Annotated in this window: 16 protein-coding genes; 8 read left to right on the forward strand and 8 right to left on the reverse strand. The window is 39.5% G+C overall.

The genetic code is table 11. From position 1 onward, the window contains the following. Positions 1-38: 38 nt before the first annotated feature. The gene (locus tag AY601_RS02840; protein ID WP_068396140.1) at positions 39-2,816 is read right to left on the reverse strand and encodes a substrate-binding domain-containing protein; all 2,778 of its coding nucleotides are present in this window, start codon (positions 2,814-2,816) and stop codon (positions 39-41) included. Positions 2,817-3,152: 336 nt separating this feature from the next. On the opposite strand from AY601_RS02840, the gene AY601_RS02845 reads away from it, so the two are divergent. The 4 genes from AY601_RS02845 to AY601_RS02860 all read left to right on the forward strand — a co-directional run bounded on the left by AY601_RS02845 (position 3,153) and on the right by AY601_RS02860 (position 10,903). Beyond that, positions 3,153-4,484 carry a sugar porter family MFS transporter gene (locus AY601_RS02845; protein ID WP_068396143.1) on the forward strand — a complete coding sequence of 444 codons (1,332 nt, stop codon included), beginning with the start codon at positions 3,153-3,155 and terminating at the stop codon, positions 4,482-4,484. A gap of 24 nt (positions 4,485-4,508) precedes the next feature. After that, positions 4,509-7,589: a SusC/RagA family TonB-linked outer membrane protein gene (locus tag AY601_RS02850; protein ID WP_068396144.1), complete on the forward strand. Its 3,081-nt coding sequence runs from the start codon at positions 4,509-4,511 to the stop codon at positions 7,587-7,589. Positions 7,590-7,608: 19 nt separating this feature from the next. Continuing rightward, a complete protein-coding gene (locus AY601_RS02855) occupies positions 7,609-9,327 on the forward strand; it encodes a RagB/SusD family nutrient uptake outer membrane protein (protein WP_068396145.1) in 1,719 nt (572 codons plus the stop codon). 67 nt (positions 9,328-9,394) lie between these two features. Then, positions 9,395-10,903 carry a glycoside hydrolase family 32 protein gene (locus AY601_RS02860; protein ID WP_068396147.1) on the forward strand — a complete coding sequence of 503 codons (1,509 nt, stop codon included), beginning with the start codon at positions 9,395-9,397 and terminating at the stop codon, positions 10,901-10,903. Between the two features lie 152 nt (positions 10,904-11,055). Here the strand turns inward: AY601_RS02860 and AY601_RS02865 are convergent, their stop codons facing one another. The 6 genes from AY601_RS02865 to AY601_RS02890 all read right to left on the reverse strand — a co-directional run bounded on the left by AY601_RS02865 (position 11,056) and on the right by AY601_RS02890 (position 20,398). Then, the gene (locus AY601_RS02865; protein ID WP_068396149.1) at positions 11,056-12,195 is read right to left on the reverse strand and encodes a TlpA disulfide reductase family protein; all 1,140 of its coding nucleotides are present in this window, start codon (positions 12,193-12,195) and stop codon (positions 11,056-11,058) included. 27 nt (positions 12,196-12,222) lie between these two features. Next, positions 12,223-13,389 carry a TlpA disulfide reductase family protein gene (locus tag AY601_RS02870; protein ID WP_068396154.1) on the reverse strand — a complete coding sequence of 389 codons (1,167 nt, stop codon included), beginning with the start codon at positions 13,387-13,389 and terminating at the stop codon, positions 12,223-12,225. A 23-nt stretch (positions 13,390-13,412) separates the two neighbouring features. Continuing rightward, positions 13,413-14,825 (reverse strand): RagB/SusD family nutrient uptake outer membrane protein, encoded by a 1,413-nt coding sequence (locus tag AY601_RS02875; RefSeq protein ID WP_068396157.1) that lies wholly within the window; start codon positions 14,823-14,825, stop codon positions 13,413-13,415. 11 nt (positions 14,826-14,836) lie between these two features. Next, positions 14,837-18,337: a SusC/RagA family TonB-linked outer membrane protein gene (locus AY601_RS02880; RefSeq protein ID WP_068396164.1), complete on the reverse strand. Its 3,501-nt coding sequence runs from the start codon at positions 18,335-18,337 to the stop codon at positions 14,837-14,839. A 224-nt stretch (positions 18,338-18,561) separates the two neighbouring features. Beyond that, positions 18,562-19,749: a FecR family protein gene (locus AY601_RS02885; protein ID WP_068396167.1), complete on the reverse strand. Its 1,188-nt coding sequence runs from the start codon at positions 19,747-19,749 to the stop codon at positions 18,562-18,564. Positions 19,750-19,855: 106 nt separating this feature from the next. After that, the gene (locus AY601_RS02890) at positions 19,856-20,398 is read right to left on the reverse strand and encodes an RNA polymerase sigma-70 factor (protein WP_068396170.1); all 543 of its coding nucleotides are present in this window, start codon (positions 20,396-20,398) and stop codon (positions 19,856-19,858) included. Positions 20,399-20,736: 338 nt separating this feature from the next. Here AY601_RS02890 and AY601_RS02895 point away from each other — a divergent pair, with 338 nt between their 5' ends. The 4 genes from AY601_RS02895 to AY601_RS02910 all read left to right on the forward strand — a co-directional run bounded on the left by AY601_RS02895 (position 20,737) and on the right by AY601_RS02910 (position 25,584). After that, positions 20,737-22,503: an ATP-binding protein gene (locus AY601_RS02895; protein ID WP_068396172.1), complete on the forward strand. Its 1,767-nt coding sequence runs from the start codon at positions 20,737-20,739 to the stop codon at positions 22,501-22,503. Positions 22,504-22,594: 91 nt separating this feature from the next. Further along, a complete protein-coding gene (locus AY601_RS02900; protein ID WP_068396175.1) occupies positions 22,595-23,353 on the forward strand; it encodes a CPBP family intramembrane glutamic endopeptidase in 759 nt (252 codons plus the stop codon). Positions 23,354-23,420: 67 nt separating this feature from the next. Beyond that, a complete protein-coding gene (locus AY601_RS02905; RefSeq protein WP_068396178.1) occupies positions 23,421-24,326 on the forward strand; it encodes a LytTR family DNA-binding domain-containing protein in 906 nt (301 codons plus the stop codon). A gap of 118 nt (positions 24,327-24,444) precedes the next feature. Beyond that, complete coding sequence (locus AY601_RS02910; RefSeq protein ID WP_084359043.1) at positions 24,445-25,584, forward strand: acyltransferase family protein; 1,140 nt, start codon at positions 24,445-24,447, stop codon at positions 25,582-25,584. Positions 25,585-25,738: 154 nt separating this feature from the next. Here the strand turns inward: AY601_RS02910 and AY601_RS26285 are convergent, their stop codons facing one another. Next, positions 25,739-25,927 carry a universal stress protein gene (locus AY601_RS26285; RefSeq protein ID WP_084359045.1) on the reverse strand — a complete coding sequence of 63 codons (189 nt, stop codon included), beginning with the start codon at positions 25,925-25,927 and terminating at the stop codon, positions 25,739-25,741. Positions 25,928-26,051: the final 124 nt, after the last annotated feature.

The raw sequence follows: 26,051 nt of genomic DNA on the forward strand, positions 1-26,051 counted from the left end.
ACCTGATTTTTGTTGCTGATTAAAGCACGGGTTGAATTTTATGGGTTCGTTGTTTGATTCCTTTTGAATTCACTTGGCCTCATTCCATACTTTGATTTAAAGACTGTAGAAAAATAATTTGGGGAAGAAAAGCCAACCATATAGGTGATTTCTGCTATACTATATCTTTCATTGGTCAATAGATACCTTGCTTTCTTCAATCTCCTGTTCAGTATATAATCGTTTACACTACAATCCAGTAAAGCTTTTATTTTTCTATAGAGCTGAACTCTCGAAACCCCTAAAGTCTTACTGATCTGCTCAACACTGAAGTTTTCATTACCCAGGTTCTGTTCTACAAGGCCAGAAAAATCATTGATAAATTTCTTATCCAGACTTTTGGAAATGGGCTGTTTAGCAATTGAACTGATATCGCTTGTATAGTGAGACTTTAACAACAATCGGTTTTTTAGCAGATTCCTGACATTGGCCAGGAGATAATTATAATTAAATGGCTTGATAATATAAGCATCTGCCATGCTTTCAATACCGTTTATCTGCTGCTCGAGGCTGTCTTGGGCTGTTAACAGAATGATCGGTATATGTGAGGTACGGACATCGGATTTAAGCTTTTCTGAAATTTGTCTGCCTGAAAGGTCAGGAAGAACAACATCACAAATAATCAGATCTGGTACTTGCTCATAGGCAGAAGTGATACCACTTTCTCCTGTATTAGCGATGAATATCTCATATTCATCGTCAAATTTATCTCCCAGATAATAAAGCAGGTCAGAGTTGTCTTCAATAATCAATATAGATTGTTCTTTCAGTTGTCTGAGCGCGTCACTGCTTTTTTGTTCTCTGTGCTCCTCTAAATCTGTGGTATAAATTTTTGCATTTTCATGCAGTTCCTCTTTGAGCAAAGGTTCAACGGATTTCTCTTTTACGCTGAAGTGATCTTCCCCGGTTAATAATTTTATAGTAAAGGTCGTACCATACCATTTTTTACTTTCTACTATTAAATCTCCATGATGAAGTTTCATCAGTTCTTTGGATAAGGACAGGCCTAATCCAGATCCTCTTGCAACATTTGATTCGGCCTGATAAAAGTGCTCAAATATATGATTAACCTCCTCGGGCTCCATTCCAGTTCCATTGTCTTTAACTTCTATGGCTATAAAACGGTCCTGACGCTTGATGGTTAAATGTATTGTTCCATTCGCAGTGGTAAATTTAAGGGCGTTGGATAAGAGATTAAAGATCACCTTGTCTAACATATTTGCATCAAACCATACTACAATATCTTTTTCCGTTGAGATCAGCCTAAGGTCTATATTTCTTTTTTTTGCGCTGTGCTGAAAACTTTCCAGTATTTCATTCACAAAATCAGTCAGCTTATTTGCTGATGCCTTTATACGCATTTTATCAAGTTCTATTTTTCGATATTCGATCAGCTGATTAATGAGCCTGAGCAATCTGAATACATTTTTATGAATCAATTTTAAGTTTTGCCCGGCCAGTGCATTTATTTTTTCATTTTTAATCAGATCTTCCAGGGGCGAAAGTATCAATGTTAATGGGGTACGGAATTCATGCGAAATATTTGTAAAGAAATTGAGTTTGGCCTCAGTAGCTGTTTTTGCTTTCTCTGACATCTCGATCAGCTGGTTACGCTGATTTAAGATTTCCAGGTTATTGGCCTCCAGTTTTTTATTGATCTTCCTGTTTTCCTGAAGGGAGAAGAAAGCTAAACCACCAAATACAAAAGAAAGTACCAGTGCAATCACTATAATGTTTAAAATAAACTGCTGGTTATCAAAAAGAGACCGTTGCTCTTCCAATAAGGTCTGCTGACGTTCAATATCCTGCTGTTGGCTGCTGAATTTATTCCACTGCATTTTCATCAGTTGAACATTTGATGAATCAATAACCAATGAAGGCAGTATGTTTTCTTTATCAAAAGATGCTTTGCCCAGTATTTTGAAAGCAGTAGAAATAGCCTCTTTACCCCCGGTAGGGTATAACATGCTTGCATTAATTACTTTACTGTCAATCATCTGCAGTCCACCACCTGCTCCGGGCAGTGCATCTATACCAATAATTTTAATTCTCTTCGTTAAGCCGAGCTGTTGGAGTACCTCTTTTGCGCCTGAAGCCATTTGATCATTATGCGCAAAAATAAGGTCTGTGTAAGTCAGTGCTTCTTTAAATTTCAAGAGTTGCTTTTCTGAGTTGGGCTTTAGCCAGTCTCCATAAATTTGTGCAGAGATTTTGATCCCTTTGAATCTTTCCAGTCCTTTTGAAAATCCTTTTTGCCGCTCAATTGCAGGAGAAGATCCCGGCAGCCCCATAATTTCAATAATATTTCCCTTTCCGGCAAGTAAAGAGCCTACATACTCACCAGCCATCTTACCAATCTGATAATTATCGGCACCAACATAAGCGGTATAGGAGGATGAAGATATTTTACGGTCAATGATAACCACCGGAATACCTTTATTATAGGCCTGTTCTACAATAGGTGTAAGAGGGTTGGCCTCATTTGGAGAGATAATAAGGAGGTCAATTCCTTGGTCAAGCATTTCTTTGACCTGTTTAACTTGCCTTTCGCTGCTGTTGTTCGCATCTCTGTAAATTAATTTAGCATCGGGATGAAGTGAAAGCTCCATTTTCATTTCTTCCAGCATGGTTCTTCGCCATAAATCGGAGCCTACACATTGAGAAAATGCGATTACATATTCAGGATCTTTCTTTTTCTTTTTTCCGCACGATAAAAGGAGCGCACTCAGTAAGACTAAAATAAATATCCTGGCTAGCAAGAGATGTTTTTGAACCATAGTTATCAGTTGATATGAACTGGATTTACCTGAGCAAAATTTATTTGGTTAGATCCTGCTTTTAACAATTTCTATTAAAGGTAGAGAAAATAGACATGGGTTAGAAGATAAGTAGCCTTGACGGGAGAGAACAATTGGAACGTAATGTATCAAAAGTATAAAATGAATGTTTCAAAAACATAAGTCTGGATTTTATTTAACATTATAAATCATTTAAATGACTGAATATCAATGTTTTGTTTATTGTTGATAATTTGTATGTTTTTGAAACAAATTTGATGTTAATGAGCTGTGGTTTTAGGCAACTTACACTCCACAACCAATAATAAACTCTTTATGAAAAAACATTCCGTCCTGGCTTGGTCCATGGTCGTAGCCCTTGGCGGCTTTCTGTTCGGATTTGATACTGCTGTGATTTCTGGTGCAGAGAAATCAATTCAGCAATTCTGGAATCTTTCTGCTTTTGCTCACGGTCTTACGATCTCTATTGCACTTATAGGAACTGTTATTGGCTCTCTTATCGGTTCAAAACCATCAGATCGTTTTGGAAGAAAAAACACTTTATACTTTGTTGCGGCAGCTTATCTGCTCTCTTCGCTGGGAACTGCTTTAGCAGATAACTGGCATGTATTTTTAGCATTTAGATTTCTGGGAGGACTGGGTGTAGGGATTTCTTCAGTTACCGCACCTATCTATATATCTGAAGTTTCTCCCGCGCACCGCAGAGGCAGACTGGTAGGCTTGTTTCAGTTCAATGTAGTACTTGGAATCCTGATCTCTTATCTTTCAAATTATCTTTTAAGCCAGGGAGGAGAAGCGTCCTGGAGATGGATGCTTGGTGTGCAGGCATTCCCTTCCATTATCTTTTTGGTACTGATCTATTTTATTCCGGAAAGTCCCCGCTGGTTAATCCTTAAAAGAGGAGCGACAGAAAAGGCGCTGGAAATCCTCAGAATCATCAATCCGCTAAACTGCAATGAAGAACTTGCTTCAATTCAGAAATCCGGTTTAGACATTCAGCAGAATAAATCAGCAGATGGGCTTTTTTCCGGTAAGTATAACAAACCAGTCATGCTAGCCGTTTTATTTGCTTTTTTCAACCAGGTTTCGGGCATTAATGCGATTATTTATTATGCGCCAAGAATATTTGAAATGGCTGGTCTGGGTGCACATTCTTCGCTGCTTTCTACGGTTGGTATTGGTATGGTCAATTTCATCTTTACATTGCTGGCCATCAATATCATTGATAAAGTAGGCAGAAGAACACTCATGTTAATCGGATCTATTGGATTGATTGTTTCATTGGCACTCATTGCATTTACTTTTTTAGGCGCAAAATCCAGTGGGTTTCAGATTCCAATCTATGTGATGCTTTTTATTGCTTTTTTTGCTTTTTCGCAAGGTGCGGTAATCTGGGTCTTCATTTCGGAGATCTTTCCAAACCAGGTACGCGCAAAAGGGCAAACGCTTGGAAGCTCTACGCATTGGGTCATGGCAGCATTGATTGCATTCTGTTTTCCTTATCTGGCAGAATCCTTTGGCGGTGCTAATATCTTTTTCTTCTTCTGTGCGATGATGGTATTACAGTTAATATTTGTCTGGAGAATGATGCCTGAAACAAAAGGTCAGTCTTTGGAACAGATAGAAACTGGAATTGTAATGCATTAAAAATTAAACCAAATTATAAATCTTATGAGAAAATTTTACCTCACCTGGCTTTTTGTCCTGGTGGCGATTGGCTTGGCATTGGGCCAGACCAAATCTGTCAGCGGAGTCGTTACCGATAGCGAGTCCGTTCCCCTGGAAGCAGTTACTGTTGTTATAGTCGGTACACAGAAAATTACAAGGACAGATGCTAATGGTGCATTTAGAATCGAAGTAACTGCCGGGCAGTCTTTACGGTTTATTTATATCGGTGCCGATCCATTAACCTATCCGATAAATGCAGAATCTGCCAATTTAAAGATCAAATTAGGGATTTCGATCAACAAGCTCAACGAGGTTGTGGTAACGGGTTATCAAAAAGAACGCAGGAAAGATATAACCGGCGCAGTAAATGTTGTTGATGTTGCTAAAATTAAGGATATTCCATCTGGAAATGCAGTGAAGTCACTTCAAGGCCGTGTACCTGGCGTACTGATTACGACAGATGGTTCACCAACCGGGCAGGCAACTGTCAGAATTCGTGGAATTGGTACTTTAGGTAACAACGATCCCTTGTATGTTATAGATGGCATTCCAACCAAAAATGGTATGGAGCAGCTCAATCAAAGCGATATAGAATCTATTCAAGTGCTTAAAGATGCATCGTCAGCCACGATATATGGCTCAAGAGCTGCAAATGGAGTTATTATTATTACCACAAAAAAGGCAAAGAAGGGTTACTCCAAGGTTGATTTTAATGCCTCTGCTTCCATCCAGAATTATGCGACGAAATTAAAAACCCTGAATGCAGAAGAAAGGGGAAGAGCTTACTGGCAAGCCTCTGTCAATGATAAGGTCAATCCTAATAACAACCAGATCTATCAATATAACTGGAATAATAATTTTAACAACCCGGTATTAAACAGCGTAATTTTTCCAGAATACATTGATGCTGCTAAAACTATGAAGCCTGCAGATACGCACTGGTTTGATGAAATTTCTCAAAATTCAATAATTCAGTCTTATGATGCCACAGTTTCCAATGGCGGAGAAAAGGGAAACAGCCTTTTTTCAATTGGTTATTATGACAACAAAGGGATTGTCAGGAAATCAAGAAGTCAGAAATATACGGCAAGATTTAATTCTGATTATAGTTACCTGAATAACAAACTGAAAGTTGGTGAGAATTTTTCGTTGAGCTATATTAAAAATGCACTTATTCCATCGAGCGACATTCTTTTTGCCTCGCTTGTTCAACAGCCGGTTGTTCCTGTACATACGGTAACAGGTGGTTGGGGCGGCCCTGCTGCAGGGATGACCGATAGACAGAATCCTGTAAGGCTAATTGAGGACAATACACAGAATAGCGCTAATTTCTTCAGGCTTTTCGGAAATGCATATGCAGATTACCAGCTTATTCCAGGCTTAAACTTCAGAACCAATTTTGGAGTAGATTATAATGGTACTTACCAGAGGTTACTTAAAAAATCATATACTTCTGGCTTTTTATCTGATCCGGCTAACCAGGTGAGCAATTCTCAAGCCTATCAGGGTAATGTGATCTGGCAGAATACCTTAAATTATAAGGTCACCCGTGAAAAACATAATATTGAAGTCTTGCTTGGGCAGGAATACATTAAAAACATTAACCAGGAATTCTCTGCAAGCAGACAAGGCCTTGCGCTTGAAAATATTGATTATGCCTATCTTAATGCAGGCACAACAAATACGCTGAATGGTGGGAGTGGTGCAGGAAACACATTATTATCCTATTTCGGAAAAGCCAATTACAGTTATAACGATAGATACATTGCATCTGTTACTTTAAGAAGAGATGGGTCTTCGCGTTTCGGTAAAGAAAACCGTTATGGAATATTTCCCGCATTCTCGCTGGGCTGGAGATTGAGTGAGGAGAAATTTATAAAGGATCTTGGTCTGTTCTCTGATCTGAAACTTAGATACGGCTGGGGCCGTTCAGGAAATCAGGAAATTCCAAACAATGCAACGCTTTCTCTGTATTCAGCTATTTATGGTACCGATCCAACATGGGATTTTGATCGTGGGACGGCATATGATATTAAAGGGGCAGGTACTGGTCAGCTTCCTTCTGGTTTTACTTCAATTCAGCAAGGGAATGACAAGCTGAAATGGGAATCGTTGAAAGAGTCTAATTTTGGTGTTGACTTTGGCCTTTGGAACAATAAGGTTACCGGATCAATTGATTATTTTATCAAAAAGACTTCAGATATCCTGATCAGTCCGGGTTACCTGGCCGTACTTGGTGACGGTGGTAACAGCTATAGCAACGGTGCTTCCTTGCAAAATAAGGGGCTCGATGCGATCATTAGCTATGAAGATAAAATTGGAAGTGACTTCAGTTTCAATCTGACTGGTAATTTTTCTCTCTATAGAAATAAGGTAACTTATTTACCTAAGGATGTTTTAGCTTCCTATCCAGGAAATGGTACAGATAAAAATGTACTTGGAAGGCCCATCAATTCTTACTTTGGTTATGTCGCAGATGGGTTGTTTACCTCTCAGGCAGAAGTGGATGCCTATGCCAGTCAACCAGGAAAAGGGTTGGGACGGATTAAATACAAGGATCTGAATGGTGATGGCGTAATTAACGATCTGGACAGGGATTTTATCGGCAGTAACAGTCCTAAATTTACTTACGGTTTAAACGTATCACTTACTTATAAAAACTTTGACATGAGTTTTTTCCTTCAGGCGATAAACGTAGATGTGATGAACGAGTTTAAGACCTATACTGATTTTTCTTCGTTATGGACCGGGACCAACTGGGGAAGCAGAACGCTTGATGCCTGGACGCCAGCTAATCCAAATTCTACTATACCTGCTTTAACGCTGGTAGACCGTAACAATGAAGGCAGATCTTCAACTTATTTCATTGAGAACGGTTCCTACCTGAAGTTGAGAAATCTGCAGATTGGTTTTAACCTGAAAAAGGCGCTGAATATGAAAATACAGAATCTAAGGGTTTATATTCAGGGCAGTAATTTATTCACTATTAAAAGCAAGTCATTTACAGGGACGGACCCGGAAATTCCAAATTACGGATTTCCTGTACCCATTGTTGGAACCATTGGCTTAAATATCACATTATAAAATCTTAGCTATAAAGAAGATGAAGAAAATATTCTACCTACTTGTTTTTTCCTGCATGATACTTTCTTCATGTGAAAAAGCACTGGACGAACCAGCGCAAGGCGTGGTTTCAGGAGAGGATCTCAGTACTCCTGAAAATATTGATAAAATGGTAATAGCGGCCTATTCCGCTCTTGGTAATGACCACTATACCTCACCCTATTCTAGTATGTGGCCTTATGGAAGCGTACGCGGTGGGGATACTTACAAAGGTGGTGATGGCCCCGGAGATCTTTCTGAGTTCCATTTGTTCGAAACCTTTTCATTGAACAGACCGGATAATGCACTTCTTGATCAATTATGGTTCAGGTTGTATATCGGCGTTGGAAGAGCGAATGACGCCCTGATAAAAATGGATGGCGTGGCCGAAAGTGCTTATCCGAATAAAGTACAACGCCAGGCAGAATTGCGATTTTTAAGGGGACATTTTTATTTCCTGTTGAAAATTCTTTTTAAATACGTGCCTTATATTGACCAGAATACAAAAAAAGCTGACTATGCAACCATTTCGAATAAGGCATTGAGCAATGATGCCCTCTGGACCAAAATTGCTGATGATTTCAGAGCTGCGGCAAAAGACCTGCCTGTAGATCAGGGAGATCAGGGAAGAGTAAGCAAAAATGCAGCAAAGGCCTATTTGGCGAAAGTTCTGTTGTATCAGGCTTATGTACAGGGAGAGAATAATAGCGTGAGTGGAATTGACGCTGCTAAATTAAATGAGGTAAATACACTTTGTGATGAGGTAATTGCTTCTGGTAAATTCAGCTTGAATACTGATTATGCCAGTAACTTTCTGTCAGCAGGGGACAATAAACCGGAATCTGTATTTGCTATTCAATACTCAAAAGATGATGGCACACCAAAAGGCAGGTTAGATTACGGGCATGCTTTGAACTATCCAATGAACCAGGAATACGGATGCTGTGGTTTTAATATTCCGAGTCATGATTTGATTAATGCTTTTAAAACAGATCCCAATGGATTGCCGTTATTTACTACTTACAATAATACTGATGCTGCAGCAGCTTTGGATTTTCAGACCAGCTCATTTGACCCGCGTTTAGATCATACGGTAGCCAAACCAGGTGCACCGTTTAAATATAAGTCTGCTTTTGTTTTTCAGCGTTCCTGGGCACGTGCTCCTGCAATTTATGATGCCTTTGCCAGTATGAAAGAAGCTGTGCTGCCTGATGATCCATCTTTTCAAAAAGTTCCGCCGTTTATTGGCAGTTCTAAAAACTGGGCAGTTATCCGTTACGCAGATGTATTGCTTTGGAAGGCCGAAGCACTCATAGAGCTAAACAGACCTTTTGAAGCTGTACCCCTGATCAATCAGCTTAGAAACAGGGCTAATGCAAGTAAAACCCTGCTAAAAAATGCCAGTGGAAATGCAACTTCCAATTATAATGTACAGCTTTACCAACCAGGGGTGAATTGTAACTGGACACCTGAGTATGCGCGGCAGGCCCTGAGGTTTGAAAGAAGACTGGAATTTGCTACAGAGGGTTATCATTTCTTTGATTTGGTGAGATGGGGAATGGCTTCCCAGACGATGAATGCTTATTTCAATATTGAAAAATCTAGGGTTGCACACCTTGGTGATGCCAGATTTACAGGCGGCAGAGATGAATACTTTCCTATTCCTTTAAATCAGATTAACTTTAGCGGCGGTGTATACAAACAAAATAATGGCTGGTAGTCAGCTCAATGTTCAGAAGTATTACGCCGAACATTTAAATTAATTTACATTAAGCAATCTTTATCATATGAAAATCAGCCATATATTACCCTTGCTACTTTTATCCTTTGCTACGATTTCAACTCAATCTATAGCTCAATCTGTTCAGCAAGAAGAATACAGACCGCAGTTCCATTTCTCTCCAAAAGCCCATTGGATGAATGATCCAAACGGAATGGTTTATTACAATGGGACTTATCATCTTTTCTTTCAATATTATCCTGATGGTACCACATGGGGGCCAATGCATTGGGGCCACGCCACCACCAACAATTTTTTGAAGTGGGAGGAGAAACCTATTGCACTTTATCCGGATAGTTTAGGGATGATATTTTCTGGTAGTATCGTTGTTGATCAGCACAATACAGCAGGTTTTGGAGAAAATGCTTTCATTGCGATATTTACGCATCACAATCAAAAGATAGAGGAGGCTAAAACAGGGCTGCACCAGTATCAAAGTATTGCATATAGTAATGATGAAGGAAAAACCTGGACAAAATATAAAGGAAATCCTGTGCTTCCAAATCCCGGGATAAGCGATTTCAGAGATCCAAAAGTAATGTGGTATGAGGCCGGTAAAAAATGGATCATGACCCTGGCTACAAAAGACAGGATAACTTTCTATTCCTCAGCAAATTTAAAGGACTGGAAAAGAGAAAGTGATTTTGGTGCAAATCTTGGTGCACATGGAGGGGTATGGGAATGCCCGGACCTTTTTCCACTGGAACATAATGGCAAAACCGTTTGGGTACTTTTAGTCAGTATCAATCCCGGAGGGCCAAATGGAGGATCAGCGACCCAATATTTCACAGGTGATTTTGACGGTAATAAGTTTGTACCAGGTTCCAAAGCAGAGAAATGGATAGATTATGGAACAGACAACTATGCTGGCGTAACCTGGTCAAATACTGGTAAACGGAAAATCTTTATTGGCTGGATGAACAACTGGCAATATGCAAACGTGGTACCCACAAAGAACTGGAGAGGTGCGACAACAATTGCCAGAGATCTGTCTCTGGAAGAGAAAGCAGGCGATTTTTACTTGCGGTCTGTCCCGGTAAAAGAAATGAATGCACAGCTCAGACCAGTTTATAAAAAACAAGCTTTAACGCTCCATAAGGAAATTGAGTTGTCTGCTTATGCTAAAGATCTCCATGGAAGGTTAAAGCTGGACTTTACCTTTAATACGACTAAAAGTATTCAGGTTGTGCTGAGTAATAAAGAAGGGCAAAAGCTGCTGGTTGGTTATGATCATCAAACAAAAACATACTATATTGACAGAACTCATTCTGGTGCTGCTGACTTTGAAAAAGGGTTCGCAAAAAAGCACAGTGCGCCAAGAATAGCTACTGCAATAAATGCCAGAATCAGCCTGATACTGGATGTGGCTTCAGCAGAACTTTTTGCGGATGATGGTTTAACAGTGATGACTGATATATTTTTCCCTAAAAGCTTAATCAATGGAATTAAGTTATCCGGAAATGGAAACCAAAAAATAACTAACATCGTTATCTCAGCAATACCTTCTTTTAAATAGGTAAGATCTCTGCTTCCGGGCAGTAAAAATACAACGCAATCAGCTCAAGAGCCTGCTCTACACTGCCCCAAATACACTATTTTGGGGGCAGTGTAGAGCAGGCTCTTTTAATATCGCATTCACTGGCTATACTTATTTATAGCTTACAGTTTTTATTTAAATAATTGAGCTAAAGTCTGGTTTAATTCTTCTCCTCTTAAATCTTTTCCTACGACATTGCCATTGGGATCAATAAGGAAACTGGCTGGTACCGCTCTGACACCATATTCTTTGGCAGCGGAATTTTGCCATCCTTTTAGTTCAGAAACATGTGTCCAGATTAGGCCATCAGCTTCAATGGCTTTCAGCCACGCATCTTTTTTTGAATCCAGAGAGATGCCCAGAATTTCAAAGCCTTTATCATGGTATTTCTTATAAGCAGCAACCACGTTAGGATTCTCTTTTCTGCAAGGGCCACACCAGCTTGCCCAGAAGTCAATCAGTACATATTTGCCTTTAAAATCTGACAAATGAACGATCTTACCATCCTTGTTAGACATACTAATTGCCGGAGCAGCCTTACCTTTAGCCGTTTTTGCATCCGTTGCCAGTGCTTTGGTGATCAGGTCACCTATAGCAGATTGCTGGGCTTCTTTCGTTAAACCCGCAAACAGTTCCCTGGCGACAGGAAAGTTTGGATAGCCGATAAAACGGTCGTAAATAATTGCTGCAGTTCCGGCAGAGGAAGAATGCTGATTGACGTATTCTTTTACTGCGATTTGATTTTTTTTATCCAGGTCTGCAAATTCCTTGTCAAATCCGGCACGTGTTAAAGAATCTACTTTAGTTCCGGCAGCTTTGGCGGCTTTTTCCGCTTTATCGAGCCTGTCATAGATACCACCTGCTATTGTGGTAATTTCTTTCCATGGGCCTTTGTAAAAACTTTGGTATACCTCCTGAGCTGAAGATCCTTTGATTTCAGCGCTGGCAAGACTGTCTGCCGGTTTCGTTACAGTAATAGCCGAATTCTCCAGGATAAACTGAATAGGGTATTTCAGGCCTTTAGTATTTAAACTGTAAAAATCCGGGGATTTTACCGATCCTTTGAATACGAATTTACCATTGACCACTTGAGCAGAATCGACTTTAACAGGATTGCCGTTCAGCTCATGCTCCAGGTAAATCTTACCAGATGCAACGGGAATATTTCCCTTCAAAAGGTATTTTCCATTTTGAGCAAAGCTTTGTGCGCCAGAGCAGATCATTACTGCTGCGAAGGGCAATATTGCGAATGCTTTTTTAAAATTTTTCATCTTTGTATTGTTAAATGTTAGGGGTCTTTATAATTTCATTTTAGCGAGCATTTCTTCAAGGCTCAGATTTTCGGCAATAACTATCCCTTTTTCATCAAGTAAAAACATTGCCGGAATGGCTTGTATTTTCCATGCGGCTGAAGTACCCCCATTGTCCAGGAAGCTTGGCCAAGGCAATTGCTCTTCTTTTTGCGCCTTTGTCCAGTCTGCTTCTTTTTTATCAATAGAAATACTCACAATCTGCAGGCCCTTGTCTTTCAGATCCGCATAAGTTTTTTTGAGATGGGGGATAGACTTACGGCATGGCACACACCACGAGGCCCAGAAATCAACCAGCACATATTGATGTCCTTTGGTTAAAGCAGCCAGATCCTTTGTTAAAGTTCCATTACTTTTCAGGTCTAACAAAGGAGCAGACTTACCTGTAAAACCAACCGGATTGATCAATTCACCAAGTATTTTTCCGTAATAGCTGTCTTTGGCCTGTTTCGGGAAAGCAGCATACATAGTATTATCTTTTGGTGTATAATAGCTGTAAAGCTCCAGGGCTAAAAACGGCCCCCACCAGCTGTCCTTGTTGTCACTGACTGCTTTTGCCAGGCTTTGCTCAGCAAGTTTAAAGAATGCAGATTCATTGTCCGCAATCTTTTTCCATGCAGCAGTTTCTTTCAGCTGTTTCACCAAAACTGTATCCTTGGCCTGATATGCTTTGTTCACCTGATCCATAAATCCTTTGCCCGCTTCATTATTGGCTTTATAAAGGGAATCGAGCATATACTTTGGCGCCACTTTTTTAAGGTACAGCAACTGTGCCGCACTACCTTTCACTACCACATCAGTAAATTCATAATACTCGTTTTGACCATCACCTTTCAGCGTAGCAACTGCCTGAAAGTTGATTTTAGCAGGCTCCACCATCAGTGACGTTGCACCCGGAGTTCCTTCTACCTGAATAGAGAAGAACCGTATACCGTCCACTTTACTATTAAAAATGAACTGTCCTTTTAAAACTGTTGCCGTTGCAACTGGTTTTTCATCGGTATGAGTAGCGCCAGGAACGAGGTTTAATTTTGTGCCTTCCGGCAATCCTTTGATACTACCTGTAATGGTAAAAGGTGCTAAAGCTGCTGTTGCAGTACCCACAAACGCCATCAGCAGAAGGAATGTTAGGGTAGCCTTTGTCGTATATTTCATATGCTTTTTAAAATCAGGATTATTTATTTGTCGACATTTTGTTTAATGGTCCCGTTGCCCGGATTTTTAAATGCGCCCTGAGGGAAAGGCATTGTCCACAAATGAGAAGATGGGGACAGGGAGTAATTTTGTCCATTTTCTGTTTTTGTCAGGGTCGTCGCATAGTTCGGGTCTTTATTTAATCGGCGTGCATCAGCGAAAGTGGTAATGCTGTTGATCAGCTCATTGGCTTTGGTACGTTGAATCAGCTTCACTGCCGTTATCATATTCGATGCCGTAAGTGGAACATAGTTTTGTGCGAAGATCCTTTTCACACGAACGGCATTCAATGTGGCCATCGCTCCTGGAATATCATTCAAACGTGCCTGACATTCAGCTTTAATCAGATAAACCTCAGTTGTGGTCAGGCCGCCATAATTATAAAAACCAGTGGTGATGCTGGTATAATAAGTGTCAGCAGCGACAGTTCTTAACTTCCAGCGTGAAGCAAACCTGGCATCACCAGTTTCAAATCTGGTTGCGCGATCAGTTCTCAATGCAGATTCACGTGCCGCATTATAGTTTGTGCCATGTCGGAAATAATAGTTCTCTACAAAGTCAAAGCCCATTGGTGACTGGGCATTGGTATACACATCCGGTTGTTCGATCTGTGTTTTATAAGTTGTATAAAACTGCGTCCAGTCGTATAATTTATCGTTATACTTCAATGCCTCATTTGCCGAGCTCAATGCTGCTGCATACTGGCCCATAGTGAGCAATAAACGAGCTTTGAGCGCATAGGCTGCACCTAAGTTCGGATGTAAAACTGTTGCACTGGTGGCGCGGAGATTTGGAATTGCCTCCTCAATATCTTTCAGCATGAAGGTATACAATTCTTTAATGCTGACCTGCGTATGAGGCGCATTGATGTCGGCACTTAAGATCAGCGGCACTGCTAATTTACTGGCAGCATTAGCCTCCTCATAGGTATCAGCATAATAGTTGGTCAGTACATAATAATTGAGTGCTCTTAAAACTTTTGCCTGGGCAATCAGCTGCGCTTTATCGGCTTCTGAACTTTCTGTTGCAGCAGGAACATGCTCAATCAGGAGGTTACTTGTTGATATCGCGGTATAGGCATTGTAATAGGTTGTCTCGTCACCATTATTCAGTGCGATCCTGTCCGCATTCTCATTCCAGAAATAATTTGCCGAGTATAATGGATAATAATTCAGGTTTGCTGTAGTTTCAAACTTATCATTCATTAAGAGTACCGCCTGCGTTATAGTTGTACGCTGGTTTCCATATTCATCACGAATCATTGCTTCATAATCGGCCAGCGTGGTTGGAACTTTTACTCCTTTTGGAACAACATCCAGAAATTTCTTGCAACTGCTCAAACTAACTAATAGTATCAGTGCTGAGATTTTCAGTGTATTTGATAATATTTTTTTCATCTCTTCTTGCTTTAAAAATTAACATAAACACCCCATACATAATTTGCCGGGAGATATCCATTCAGTAAATATTTAGCGTCTTTGCTTTTCGCTATCGTGAATGCATTCTCCACATTGAACTGGAACCTTAAATTCTCCAGGTTTGCCTTTTTGATAAACGCTTTCGGTAAGCGGTAGGCAATGGAGATGTTTCTAAGACGGATGTTTGACGCATCAATCACATTGATATCTGATTTCTGATAGATATCAGCGCTCTGGCTGTTATAGGCCGGATCTTCTGCAAATACCAATCTGGGAATATCAGTTCTGTTCTCATCACCAGGATTTTTCCATCTGTTGGTAATTTCTTTATTTACCGCAGTAATTTCAGTTACATAACCCCCAAGGGCGCTATTATAGGAACTTCCCAGCGCTGGTAAAAATGTATTTCTCATTTTATGTCCACCTTCAAACGTCAGCAAAAATGAAAAAGAGAAGTTTTTATATTCCAGCAGGTTATTCCATGAACCACTATAAACAGGAACTGTAGAGCCACTGTAAACAATAGATTCTAAAGTGGCTGGTGAACTCAATACTTTTTCCCCTTTCTCATTGTAAACCTGCGGCAGGCCATCTGCGCTTAATCCTGCCCAACGGTAACTATAAAGCGCATTGTAAGGATTTCCAATCCGCGGATATGCCTGTGGCTGATCCAGTTGCAAATAATATACTGGTGCTTCGATGTTAACATAAGTCACCTTATTTTTGTTATGCGCATATAAAATACTGGTATTCCAGGTCAGCTCTTTGCTGCGGATAACATCGGCAGAGATAGAGATCTCAATTCCTTTGTTTGTCATTTCTCCATTGTTGATCGCATAAGTAGAATAGCCAAATCCTTCTGTTGGTACACCCATGGTGCTTGCGAGCAGGTCTTTACCTTGTTTATGGTAGTAGTCAACAGATCCGCTGATGCGGTTTTTGAACAAGGCAAAATCAGTACCGATGTTGTTGGTTGTTGTTTTTTCCCATGACAATAAAGGATTTGGCCGGGAACTTACCGTACCCGACTGACCACCTACATTATTGTTGCTATTGTAATAAGCCGTCAGGTATGGCGCTGCATCCTTTGCGATATTTCCACCGATACCATGCGACACCCTTAGTTTTAGCAGATCTACCCATCCGGCATTGAAGAAAGATTCTTTATAAATATTCCATCCGCCACCAACAGACCACAGAGGTTTATTCTGATATTTAGAATTGGTACCCCATAAGTTGGAACGGTCCCAGCGCAAACTACCAGTTACCAGATATTTACTGTCATAGGCATAAGCTGCATTCGCGTAGACAGACACGAATCTGTTTACATTTTCACGCTGAGTGGCAATATCACTATTCGAAAAATATTTACCACCCAGAATTGCACCTTGTACTGCGGCCAGCGCTTTGGCATCAATCAGATCAAATGTCAAAACATTCGGATCGTAGTTATACAGATACTGATCTTTAAATTCCAGCTTTGTGTTTTTTATTTCAGTACCCACAATGGCAGTCAGGTTATGTTTATCTCCAAATGTTTTGTCGATATTCAGTTGCTGACGGAAATTAGAGGCGGAAGTAAAGTTATTCTGATCGTAATTGATGTTTCCATAAGGCATGTTAAAAGTTACCGGGCCCTGGCCAACCTTTCCGGCATAACCATTGATCATATCTCTCACATAATAAGAGTCTTTTTCATACAGCCTGTTGAAGCGGTCTGAACCAAACTCATATTGAAAAGTAGAACGGTAAGACAGCCATTTTGTAATATTTGCATTTAATTTAATGAATGACCTGTTACTAAAACTTTTTAACCTGCCGAGATTACGGCCCTGCTCATCCAGCGGCGTAATGTCCATGTTGTAAAGGCCATTGGTACTGATCAGCGACATCGTATTTGCACTCAGGCGCGAAGCAGCAGTGGAGGTAAAGTTAGTTCTATCTTCATTGGTCAGCCTGTCATATGGCAAATAGGTATAACCCGGAGATGAAGTGTTATAACTTTGCTGTGCCGCATTATTATAAGACAAGTAATTGCTGAGTTCCAGTGTCAGCCATTTATTGATTTTTGTTGTATTGTTTATGTTTAAGCCGAGGGTTTCGTCTTTTGTATATTTATTTTCAGACTTATCGTTGCGATAGGTAAGTGAAGAATAAAAAGAATTGCTTTCAGAGGCCGTGCCAGCACTCACATTATATTGCTGATAAAGTGGGTTACGCTTGCTATACTTTTTGACATCGTCATAGTATTGATAGCCACCGGATGCCAGCTGATTTAACTTCGCATCCAGCTGCGCCTGAGTTAATGTTCCTGCATATTTTGCCAGGATTGCTTTAATTCCCTGGCTCTGATAACCTGCATTGGTTAATAAATTGGCTGCATAAGCAGCAGAATTTACAGCCTTTAATTCTGGATTTCTGATTTCCCACTCTTTTTCAATATCGATAATATCAGCCGAACTGGTCAGGTTACCGGTATATACTGCAGGTGAGGAAATTGTCAGTGTACTGGAAGCAGAGATTTGAACTTTGCCTTTTTTAGGTTTTTTTGTGACAATAACAACAACTCCATTTGCTGCTCTTGCCCCATAAATAGAAGCCGCTGCAGCATCTTTTAATACTGTAATACTTTCAATGTCTTCCAGATTTAATCCTGGCAGGTTCTCTGTAATCGTACCACTGGTATTGTATTTTGTATTTTCTACCGGAAAGCCGTCAATTACATATAAAGGATTGGTCACGCCTCTCATCGAGGTCGTTCCTCTGATCAGGCCATTGTTATATCCTGCAACCCTGCCTTCCAATAATGAATTCAGACTGCTCAGGCGCTGCTGTTCGAGTTTTTTTACCGGGATGGTGGAGAATGCCCCGGTAACACGCTCTTTTGGGAGCGTCTGATATCCGGTAGAGACGGTAACTTCTTCCAGCTGGCCGGTTTGTTCGGTCAGCTTAATGATCCCCATATTTTCCTGAGCAGGAATTTCCTTACTTTGATAGCCTAGAAAAGATATGACCACAACAGCCTGATCATCAACATTACTTAGATTAAATTCACCATTTGAATTCGTAAGTGTATGTTTCTTTGTCCCTTTAATCTTTACTGTTGCTCCCGGAAGAGGAAGGTTATGCTCATCAAGAACTTTCCCTTTCACCTCAATCTCCTGATACCGGCTGATCAGTTTATCAACGAAACTAAGTTTCTTTTTTTTGATCAGTACGGTCTTGTTGCCGATGCTGAATTCAAGCGGCTGATTTTTGAAAATTTCATCCAGAACATCTTTCAGCTCTGCATCCTTCACATTGATATTTACTTTGTGTGCATCTTTCAGCAACGAGTAGGTGACTATAAAATCATATCCGCTCTGGTCGCTGATCCGATCAAAAATCCTGAACAGTTCTGCATTTTTTGCGGATAACGTGATCTTCTGTGCATAGGTTCCTGCACTGACTTGCATGATCAATGCAAATAAGAGAAAAGTGGTTAGCTTCATGATTCTCCATAGTTTAGACTGCGCGTGCGGAAGGCACAGCAGATGGGTGCAATTTTTGTACATTTGTTTAGGTTGGTTCTGGCTTTTGGCTTTGTATTTTGAGATCGTGGCCTTAAGCGGTTAGTTGACAATTTTGTTGATAGCCAGCTTGTTTTATATACCAGTTCGATTGGCGTCGGGCTGGTATTTATTGGTTCTTCTGGCAGTTAAATTTCAGGTAGTTTTTATTGCATTACGGTCACCCTCCTTCCTTCCACTTTAAATCTCACTGCATTGGAATAGCTGAGCATATTTAACACCTCGCTGATATTCTTATACCGGGAGATTTTCCCGCTGAATTTTTCTTTGGATAGAGTTCCCTGATAGGCAATGTCCATATCATACCATCGGCTGAGTTTCAGCATAACTTCATCAATCTGCTCTCCGTTAAACCGGAAGTACCCGTTTTTCCAGGCCATTGCCGATTTAAGGTCAGCAGGAGAAATCAAGATTTCTGTACCCTTGTTCACGAGCGAAGTTTCCCCTGGCTTGATCAGCTGTTCTTTTTTATGCTTGTTGGTAATCCGCAGACTTCCTTCCAATAGGGTAGTACTGGTCTGCTGTTTATCCTGATAACTGTTGATATTGAAATGCGTTCCCAGGACCTGTACTTCCTGCTGATCTGTTTTCACAATAAAAGGATGTTTCTTGTCTTTTGCAATTTCAAAGTAAGCTTCTCCTTTCAGTTCTACACTACGGTTCTTCAGACCGGCAAAAGATGCCGGGAACCTGATCGAAGAAGCGGCATTCAGCCAGACTTCACTGTGGTCGGGCAGTTGTAACCTGTAGCTCTCCCCATTTACCGTAGATAGCATGTGCATTTTACTTGAAGCATCAATATGCTGACCATTTTCACTATAGATCAACTGGCCGTCTGCTGACTTGCTGATAACGACTCCTGCTTCAGCTGCAAATTGTCCGCTGCCGGCTTCCGAAAGCAGAACTTTCTTACCGTTGTCAAGGGTTAGTGTTGCTGAGTTTTTACCCGCTGGAATGTCATTGCGAAAAATATTAACCGATTGCTGCTGACTGCCTTTCTGAAATACCAGTCCAATGGCAGTCATCACAAATATTGCTGCTGCAACTGCTGAAACCTTCAGCCATAAACTGATGGGCTGACGAGTGATTTCATGGACAGGATTTTTAGAAGGGGCTTCAGGTTCTACCTGTTCCCTGAATTCAGCCCACTTGCTATCGGTATTGAATGCCTGGTATATTTGTAAAGCTTCTGCAGCATCCGCACTGATCCCCTGAAGCTCTTTAAGCAGATTTTTTTCTTCAGCACTAAGCTCCAGACCAGCATCCTGATTTTTCTCCAGTTTTTCCAGAATTTTATCCCAATCAGGATTAAATGGGGTGAGTTTATTATCCATATCAACTAATTGTCGTAAGAAAGTGGGAAATGGGTGACACTAAACTGAAAAAAAGACATCACTAATAAACAAGTGTATGATTATGAGTGGTTTAAATATTGAAAATCTAGAATATTCCCATTAGCAGACCAAGAGTTTTGCTTCTTAATGCGGTATAAGCTCTCCGCAATTGGGTTTTTACAGTGTTGATGGAAATACTTTGTTTTTCAGCAATCTGAGTATAGCTGAGTTTTTCCATCGCATGGAGTATAAAAATATTTCTGCGCTCCTGTGGCAGTGACTGAATCATCTCCATGATTTTTATATAGCGCTGGTGCTGAAGTTCCTGGTCTTCCTGTTCTTGGTACAGCACTGCTTGTTCTTCGATTATTGTCAGCCTCGTATTGAGCTTTTCAGTAGTGGCGGTTTTTCGGATATAGTCGATACTTTTATATTTTACGGCCCTGCGGGCATAGGCCTCAAAGCTGGTGTTGAGCTGTACAAGATCCCGTCTCTGCCAGTAGCTGATGAAAAAATCCTGCACTACATCTTCAGCAATATAAGGATCATGAACGTAGTCCATAGCCACCATACACAAGAATTTATGATTCTTACGAAAAAGTACTTCGAATTCAATAATACTGAGTGCGGCGCGTTCTTCCCCCTCCATAAACCAAATATATAAATATACTTATAGAGAATTCAGCATAACCCCGGCGATTTCAGAAATTTAAAGCTGAGGAAGATTATTGCACTGAAAATTTCATCCGGAAGGAAGATGGCTTAAAAATTTTCTTTCTTAGGTATACACACAAATACTGAAAATTAATTAAAGAAAGCGGTGCTTTCAAAAGGTCCGGAAGCTAAAGATTATTAAAACCATTTTATTGTAAAAAATCGTAAGTTAGGAATATAATAAAATGAGAATAAATGTTATTCTGCACATCAAATGGTTTTTTGTTTAATAACCAGTGGTAATTAGGTGAAAAAATATTAACATTTTTCTTTATGATTAAACGGGTGATTCGTAATTATCGTGCGCTTTTAGCTACAGAACCTAAAATACTAAATAAAGCAAGGATCAGGCTTTTAACTATATTACTGCTTACTTTTATTTTTCAGCGCTTATGTTTGCTGCTTTTTCTGTTTCATGAAGTTCCTGAGCAATTTATCTTGCGTACTGTTCTATTTCTGGGAGTTTTAGTAGCAGGGTTTGCCTTCTTGTTTATTTTTGGATACTGGAAAGCGGTTGCGCATTTCTTTTTGCTCAGTATCAGCTTTTTGATATGGTCAACCATTATTTTTTTTGATCAGGGTTTGAATTTGGTTGTTTTACAATATACTTTAATCATTATATCTTGTGGTTATTATATATTGGGTTCGAGATGGGGATTGGTTTATTCCCTTGCAAATCTTCTTCCGATTATCTTCCTTTTATTGTTTTCGGCATACACAGGTTTTAATGTTAGCTATGATGATCAGAAGTTAAACGTTAATATTTTTAATTTCCTGCTGGTCTATAACTTTCTGGTACTGCTGTTTACGCATTATTATTTTTTCAATGCGTTCAAAAAAACTAATCGGAGGGAGCAGAAATTGAAGGCTAATTTGAAAAAATTATTAAAAGATGCGGAAGAGATTGCATCTGCCAAGACTAACTTCCTTTCTAAAATGTCTCATGAGCTGCGGACACCACTAAATGCTGTTGTTGGTATGGCTAATATACTTTTGATGGATGAAGTGAAAAACAGCAAGAAAGAGAACCTTGAGGTTTTGTTGTTTTCAGCGAATAACCTCATGTTTATTATTAATGAAATTTTAGATTTTGACAAACTTGATTCTGGGAAAATCATTCTCAATAAACAACCTTTCCGTTTTGATGCTTTACTTAAAAATATAGAAGCTGCTTTCAGACCGCAAGCGGAGGCAAAAGAAATCGTTTTCGATATTGTCAGCGATACTTCTATAAACAATCTTGAAATCGTTGAAGATCATAACCGCCTTTCTCAAATCTTTTTTAATCTGGTTGACAATGCCATTAAATTTACGCCAAATGGATCTGTTTTACTGAAGGCTGAAGTCAGGTTACTGACCACAAAACAGCTGAAGGTTTTATTTACAATTCAAGATACAGGTATAGGCATTTCTTCCATACAGCAAAAGGATATTTTTAATCCATATTTACAGAAAAATAGTTCAACAGACCGGCAGCATTACGGTACAGGTTTAGGATTGACGATAGCTAATAAATTGCTGCATCTTCATGACAGTAATTTAGAATTACTCAGCACTGAAGGGAAAGGCACAACTTTGAGTTTTGAATTGAGTTTTGAAGTATGGAATGACACGAGTTCAGTTCCTGCTGAGAGCCAGGGGGAGCATCTTTCAGATTTGACTGCACTAAGAGTTTTGGTTGCTGAAGATAATGCTGTAAATATTCTGGTTATCAATAAAATGTTGAATAAATGGAATATCTTCCCAAAAATAGTTGGGAATGGAAAGGAAGCTTTAGAAGCCGTTTTGCTAACAGATTACGATGTGATCTTAATGGATATAAATATGCCGGTTATGGATGGATTTGAGGCTGCAAAGAAAATCAGACAATTACCGGACGAGAAAAAATCATTGATTCATATTATAGCCGTAACAGCTTCTATAGGTGGAGCAATTGAAAGTCATCCTGGTTATAAATACATTGATGATTGTGTCCTTAAGCCATTTCCTCCGCAGCTGCTAAAGGAGAAACTGGATAAATTAAATCTTTTAAGGTATTGAGGAAAAATAGCCGGCTCATTTAGTAACTTTTGTTCTGGTGATTACTCTAATAATTATAGCCTTATCAAGACTTGGGGTAAGAAAAAAAATCATGAGAATTATTGAGAACAATACTGAACTAAGACCCTTCTGGGCTAAAATTTTTAATTTCGATTGGAAGTTTGGTTCTTTTTTAATCCTTATTATTTGTATTCCCAGGTTCCTGCTTGTTCTTGATGCAAACGCAAGTGGCAACTATAGTTTGATTGGCGCAGTAATGATCGTATCTGCAATTGCACCATTTATCTTTTTAAGTAAAAGCGGCCGAAGGAAAATAGGGATTATAGGAACCCGAAAATATAAGTGGATTTTAAAGTCTCTCATTTTTGGTGCAGCAGCCAGCCTTTTACTTTATTATCTAGGACATATTCTCTATGGTATATCTTATGAAAACTGGTTTGCTTATATCGCAAAATCGTATAAAATCCCAAAAGAAATATGCGGAACGCAAAAAAGCATTCTGTTTATTATTATGGCTGTTACAGGTATGACTTTTAGCCCTATTGGTGAAGAATTGTTCTTTCGGGGAATTGTTCATTCAAGTTTTGCAAAATCTCTGGGAGAAAAACGGGCTTTGCTTATTGATGGTCTTGCCTTTTCTATTACTCATATTTCTCATTTTGGACTTGTTTTCCTAAATAATCACTTTAAATTATATGTGGTTCCAACTATCCTGTGGGTATTGTCTATGTTCCTGTTGAGTTTATTATTTTATTACTGCAAGAAGAAAACAGATTCTCTATTGGGGCCTGTAATCTGTCACGGCGCATTTAATCTGGGAATGATTTACAGTATATTCTACCTTTTATAAAACTATCTTCAGGAGTCGTCAAAAATGAAGGTGAAAAAATATATTTTTGATGTAAGGGCAGAGAACTATGGAAATTTACATTAACAGGGAACATTTATTGAAGGATATTGAATATCCGGATCGTTATCTTCCTGGCAATTTGCTTAAAACTTCGGCTGTTATATTTAGTATTATTCTGTTATTTCTTTTATTGTTTAAGCCCTTTGGCGTGTCTGCGCCGGAACAAAAGATAGACTATTTTCTGATCTGTGTGTTTCATGCATTATCTCCGGCAATAATTATTTATGCTTATTTTGGAATCCTTAACTATTTAAGAGAAAGATCGCAAATGAATAGCTGGACTTTACTTCAGGAGTATGTTCAGATCGGAATTGTCCTGCTCTTAACGGGTATTGCGGGCTTTTTAATGCGTGACTTAATTTATCAGCATATTGATAATTGGTCCTGGTATTATTTGTGGGAAGAAATAAGAAACAGCTTAGTGGCAGGCAGCCTTTTTTATTTTGTTTTGCGAATAGGTAATTTCTATTTTCAATCCAAAAAAGGCGATCCGTTTGTACTTCAATTTATTCCACTGCATATTGAACCGGGGGAATCAGCTGTGTTATCTCCGGTCTTTATTAAAACACAAGTTAAACAGGATGATTTTAGTTTGTATTTAGGCGAACTGCTTTTTGCTAAAGCAGAAGGCAATTATATTGAGCTGACAAGTTATAAAGATGCTCGGCTCAGTACCGAACTTAAAAGAATTTCCCTGACACAGTTTGATGCACAAATTTCCAGTCATCCTCACTTCTTTCGCTGCCACAGAGCTTACCTGGTAAACATGCTCCAGATTGAAAAAGTGTCAGGTAACTCTCAGGGTTATGTACTTGCTTTCAGGTTTACCGAAGCAAAGGTGCCTGTTTCAAGGGCACAGTTAAGCAATTTTAACGGACTTTATGAACAGCTTCAGCAGCAGTATAGTACCTAAGCTTGTTGTTCGTCACAAAGGCTAGTTATTGGTAACAAGTACTTAGGAGGGTGTTTTTTGTTGTGGTAGGTTTGCCATCAGTATCAGTGAAGCTATCAATCCTAAACAAAAATCAATCATGTCCTTAACAAAACCACTCAACCACTCAAACAAGGTATTTTACATCGGCAATATTAAAGTATTGTTAACGCTGCTCGTGGTGCTTCACCACACATTTATTGCTTACGGGTTTTCTGGTGGTTGGTATTATACAGAGAAAACGACTCATATTGGCGCAATGGTTCCTATGACGATGTTTGTAAGTATAAATCAATCTTTCTTTATGGGCTTTTTCTTTTTGCTGTCAGCCTACTTTACAGGCCCTTCTTACGATAAAAAAGGAGCTAGTCAGTTTATGACTGACCGTTTGCTAAGGCTTGGTATTCCGTTACTGTTCTATTCTTTTGTATTATCACCTTTTATCAGTTATCTGGTTTATTATTTCGCGAAAGGACATCGTATCACTTACCTGCAATATTTATCCGGATATAATACCTGGATAGATTTTGGAGTACTGTGGTTTGTGGCTGCTTTATTGGTTTTTACCTTAATCTACCTGACAGGAAGAAGCCTGGTTAATATTACCTTCAAAAAGCCGGTGCCTGTACCGGGGGCTGTGGCTATTCTGCTTTTTGCTGTTTTATTAGGGATAATAAGTTTTTTGACCAGAATATTTTTTCCGGGTGGGTGGGTGCTTAAGCCATTGGGATTTCAATTAGGGCATTTTCCACAATATATTGCATTGTTTATGGTTGGATTGCTGGCCTATCGGAACCAATGGTTTGATGGCTTGTCCGAAAGCACAGGAAAACGTCTTGTATGGTCTGCATGGTTATGCTTATTGTTTTTTCCGGTATTTTTCATGATCAGGGTCAAAATGAATATACCGGTTGCCTGGTACTCTGGCGGGTTTCACTGGCAGTCTTTATTTTACGCTGTATGGGAACAATGGATTGGACTTTCTATCCTGACTGCGCTGCTGAGCAGGGCAAAGCGGTCATGGAATACTTCATCACCGCTGCGTGGCAAGTTATCCCGCTGCTTGTTTGCGGTTTATATTTTTCACCCGCTGGTGATTGTTGCGCTAACTCTTGCGGTAAGAAACTGGGCCGTTGATCCTGCGATCAAGCTTATGCTGGTAGCTCCTTTAGCCGTATTGGGCAGCTTTATGCTCGGAGCATTTGTTTTACTGATTCCGGGAGTGAAAAGGATTATTTAAGCAAAAGCTGTGGTCGTCGTAATATCACTACTTAATTGTTCAAAGAAAATTCTAATAGCCGGAAGTCAGTCTTCCTGAAGATAACTCTTATGGAATTCATAAATGTTTTGTTTAATAACTATAGGAATAGCAGTTACAATTTTCCAGGTATCAATTAAGCAGGCTCAGGAAGAATCAGAATTGGACAGCGTGCCTTATGGATAACATCAAAAATATCACTTCCAAAAATAAAATCTTCAACCTTCTTATTGTGTCCACCCATAACAATCATATAGATTTTTTTTTCTTTTACAACGGACTGAATATTTTCTGCCAGTGAACCCTCTAAATTGAATGTTTTAATAGTTGTTTATTTTGAAACATAATTATTGGTTGCCATAAGTTTCTCTATTCGCTTTGCTTCTTGGATAAGTTCATCCGTACTTTCGTCCTTGTATATGGCTAATAAATGTTTAGGACCAGTAACC

The sequence above is a fragment of the Pedobacter cryoconitis genome, assembly GCF_001590605.1.
Classification (GTDB): Bacteria; Bacteroidota; Bacteroidia; order Sphingobacteriales; family Sphingobacteriaceae; genus Pedobacter; species Pedobacter cryoconitis_A.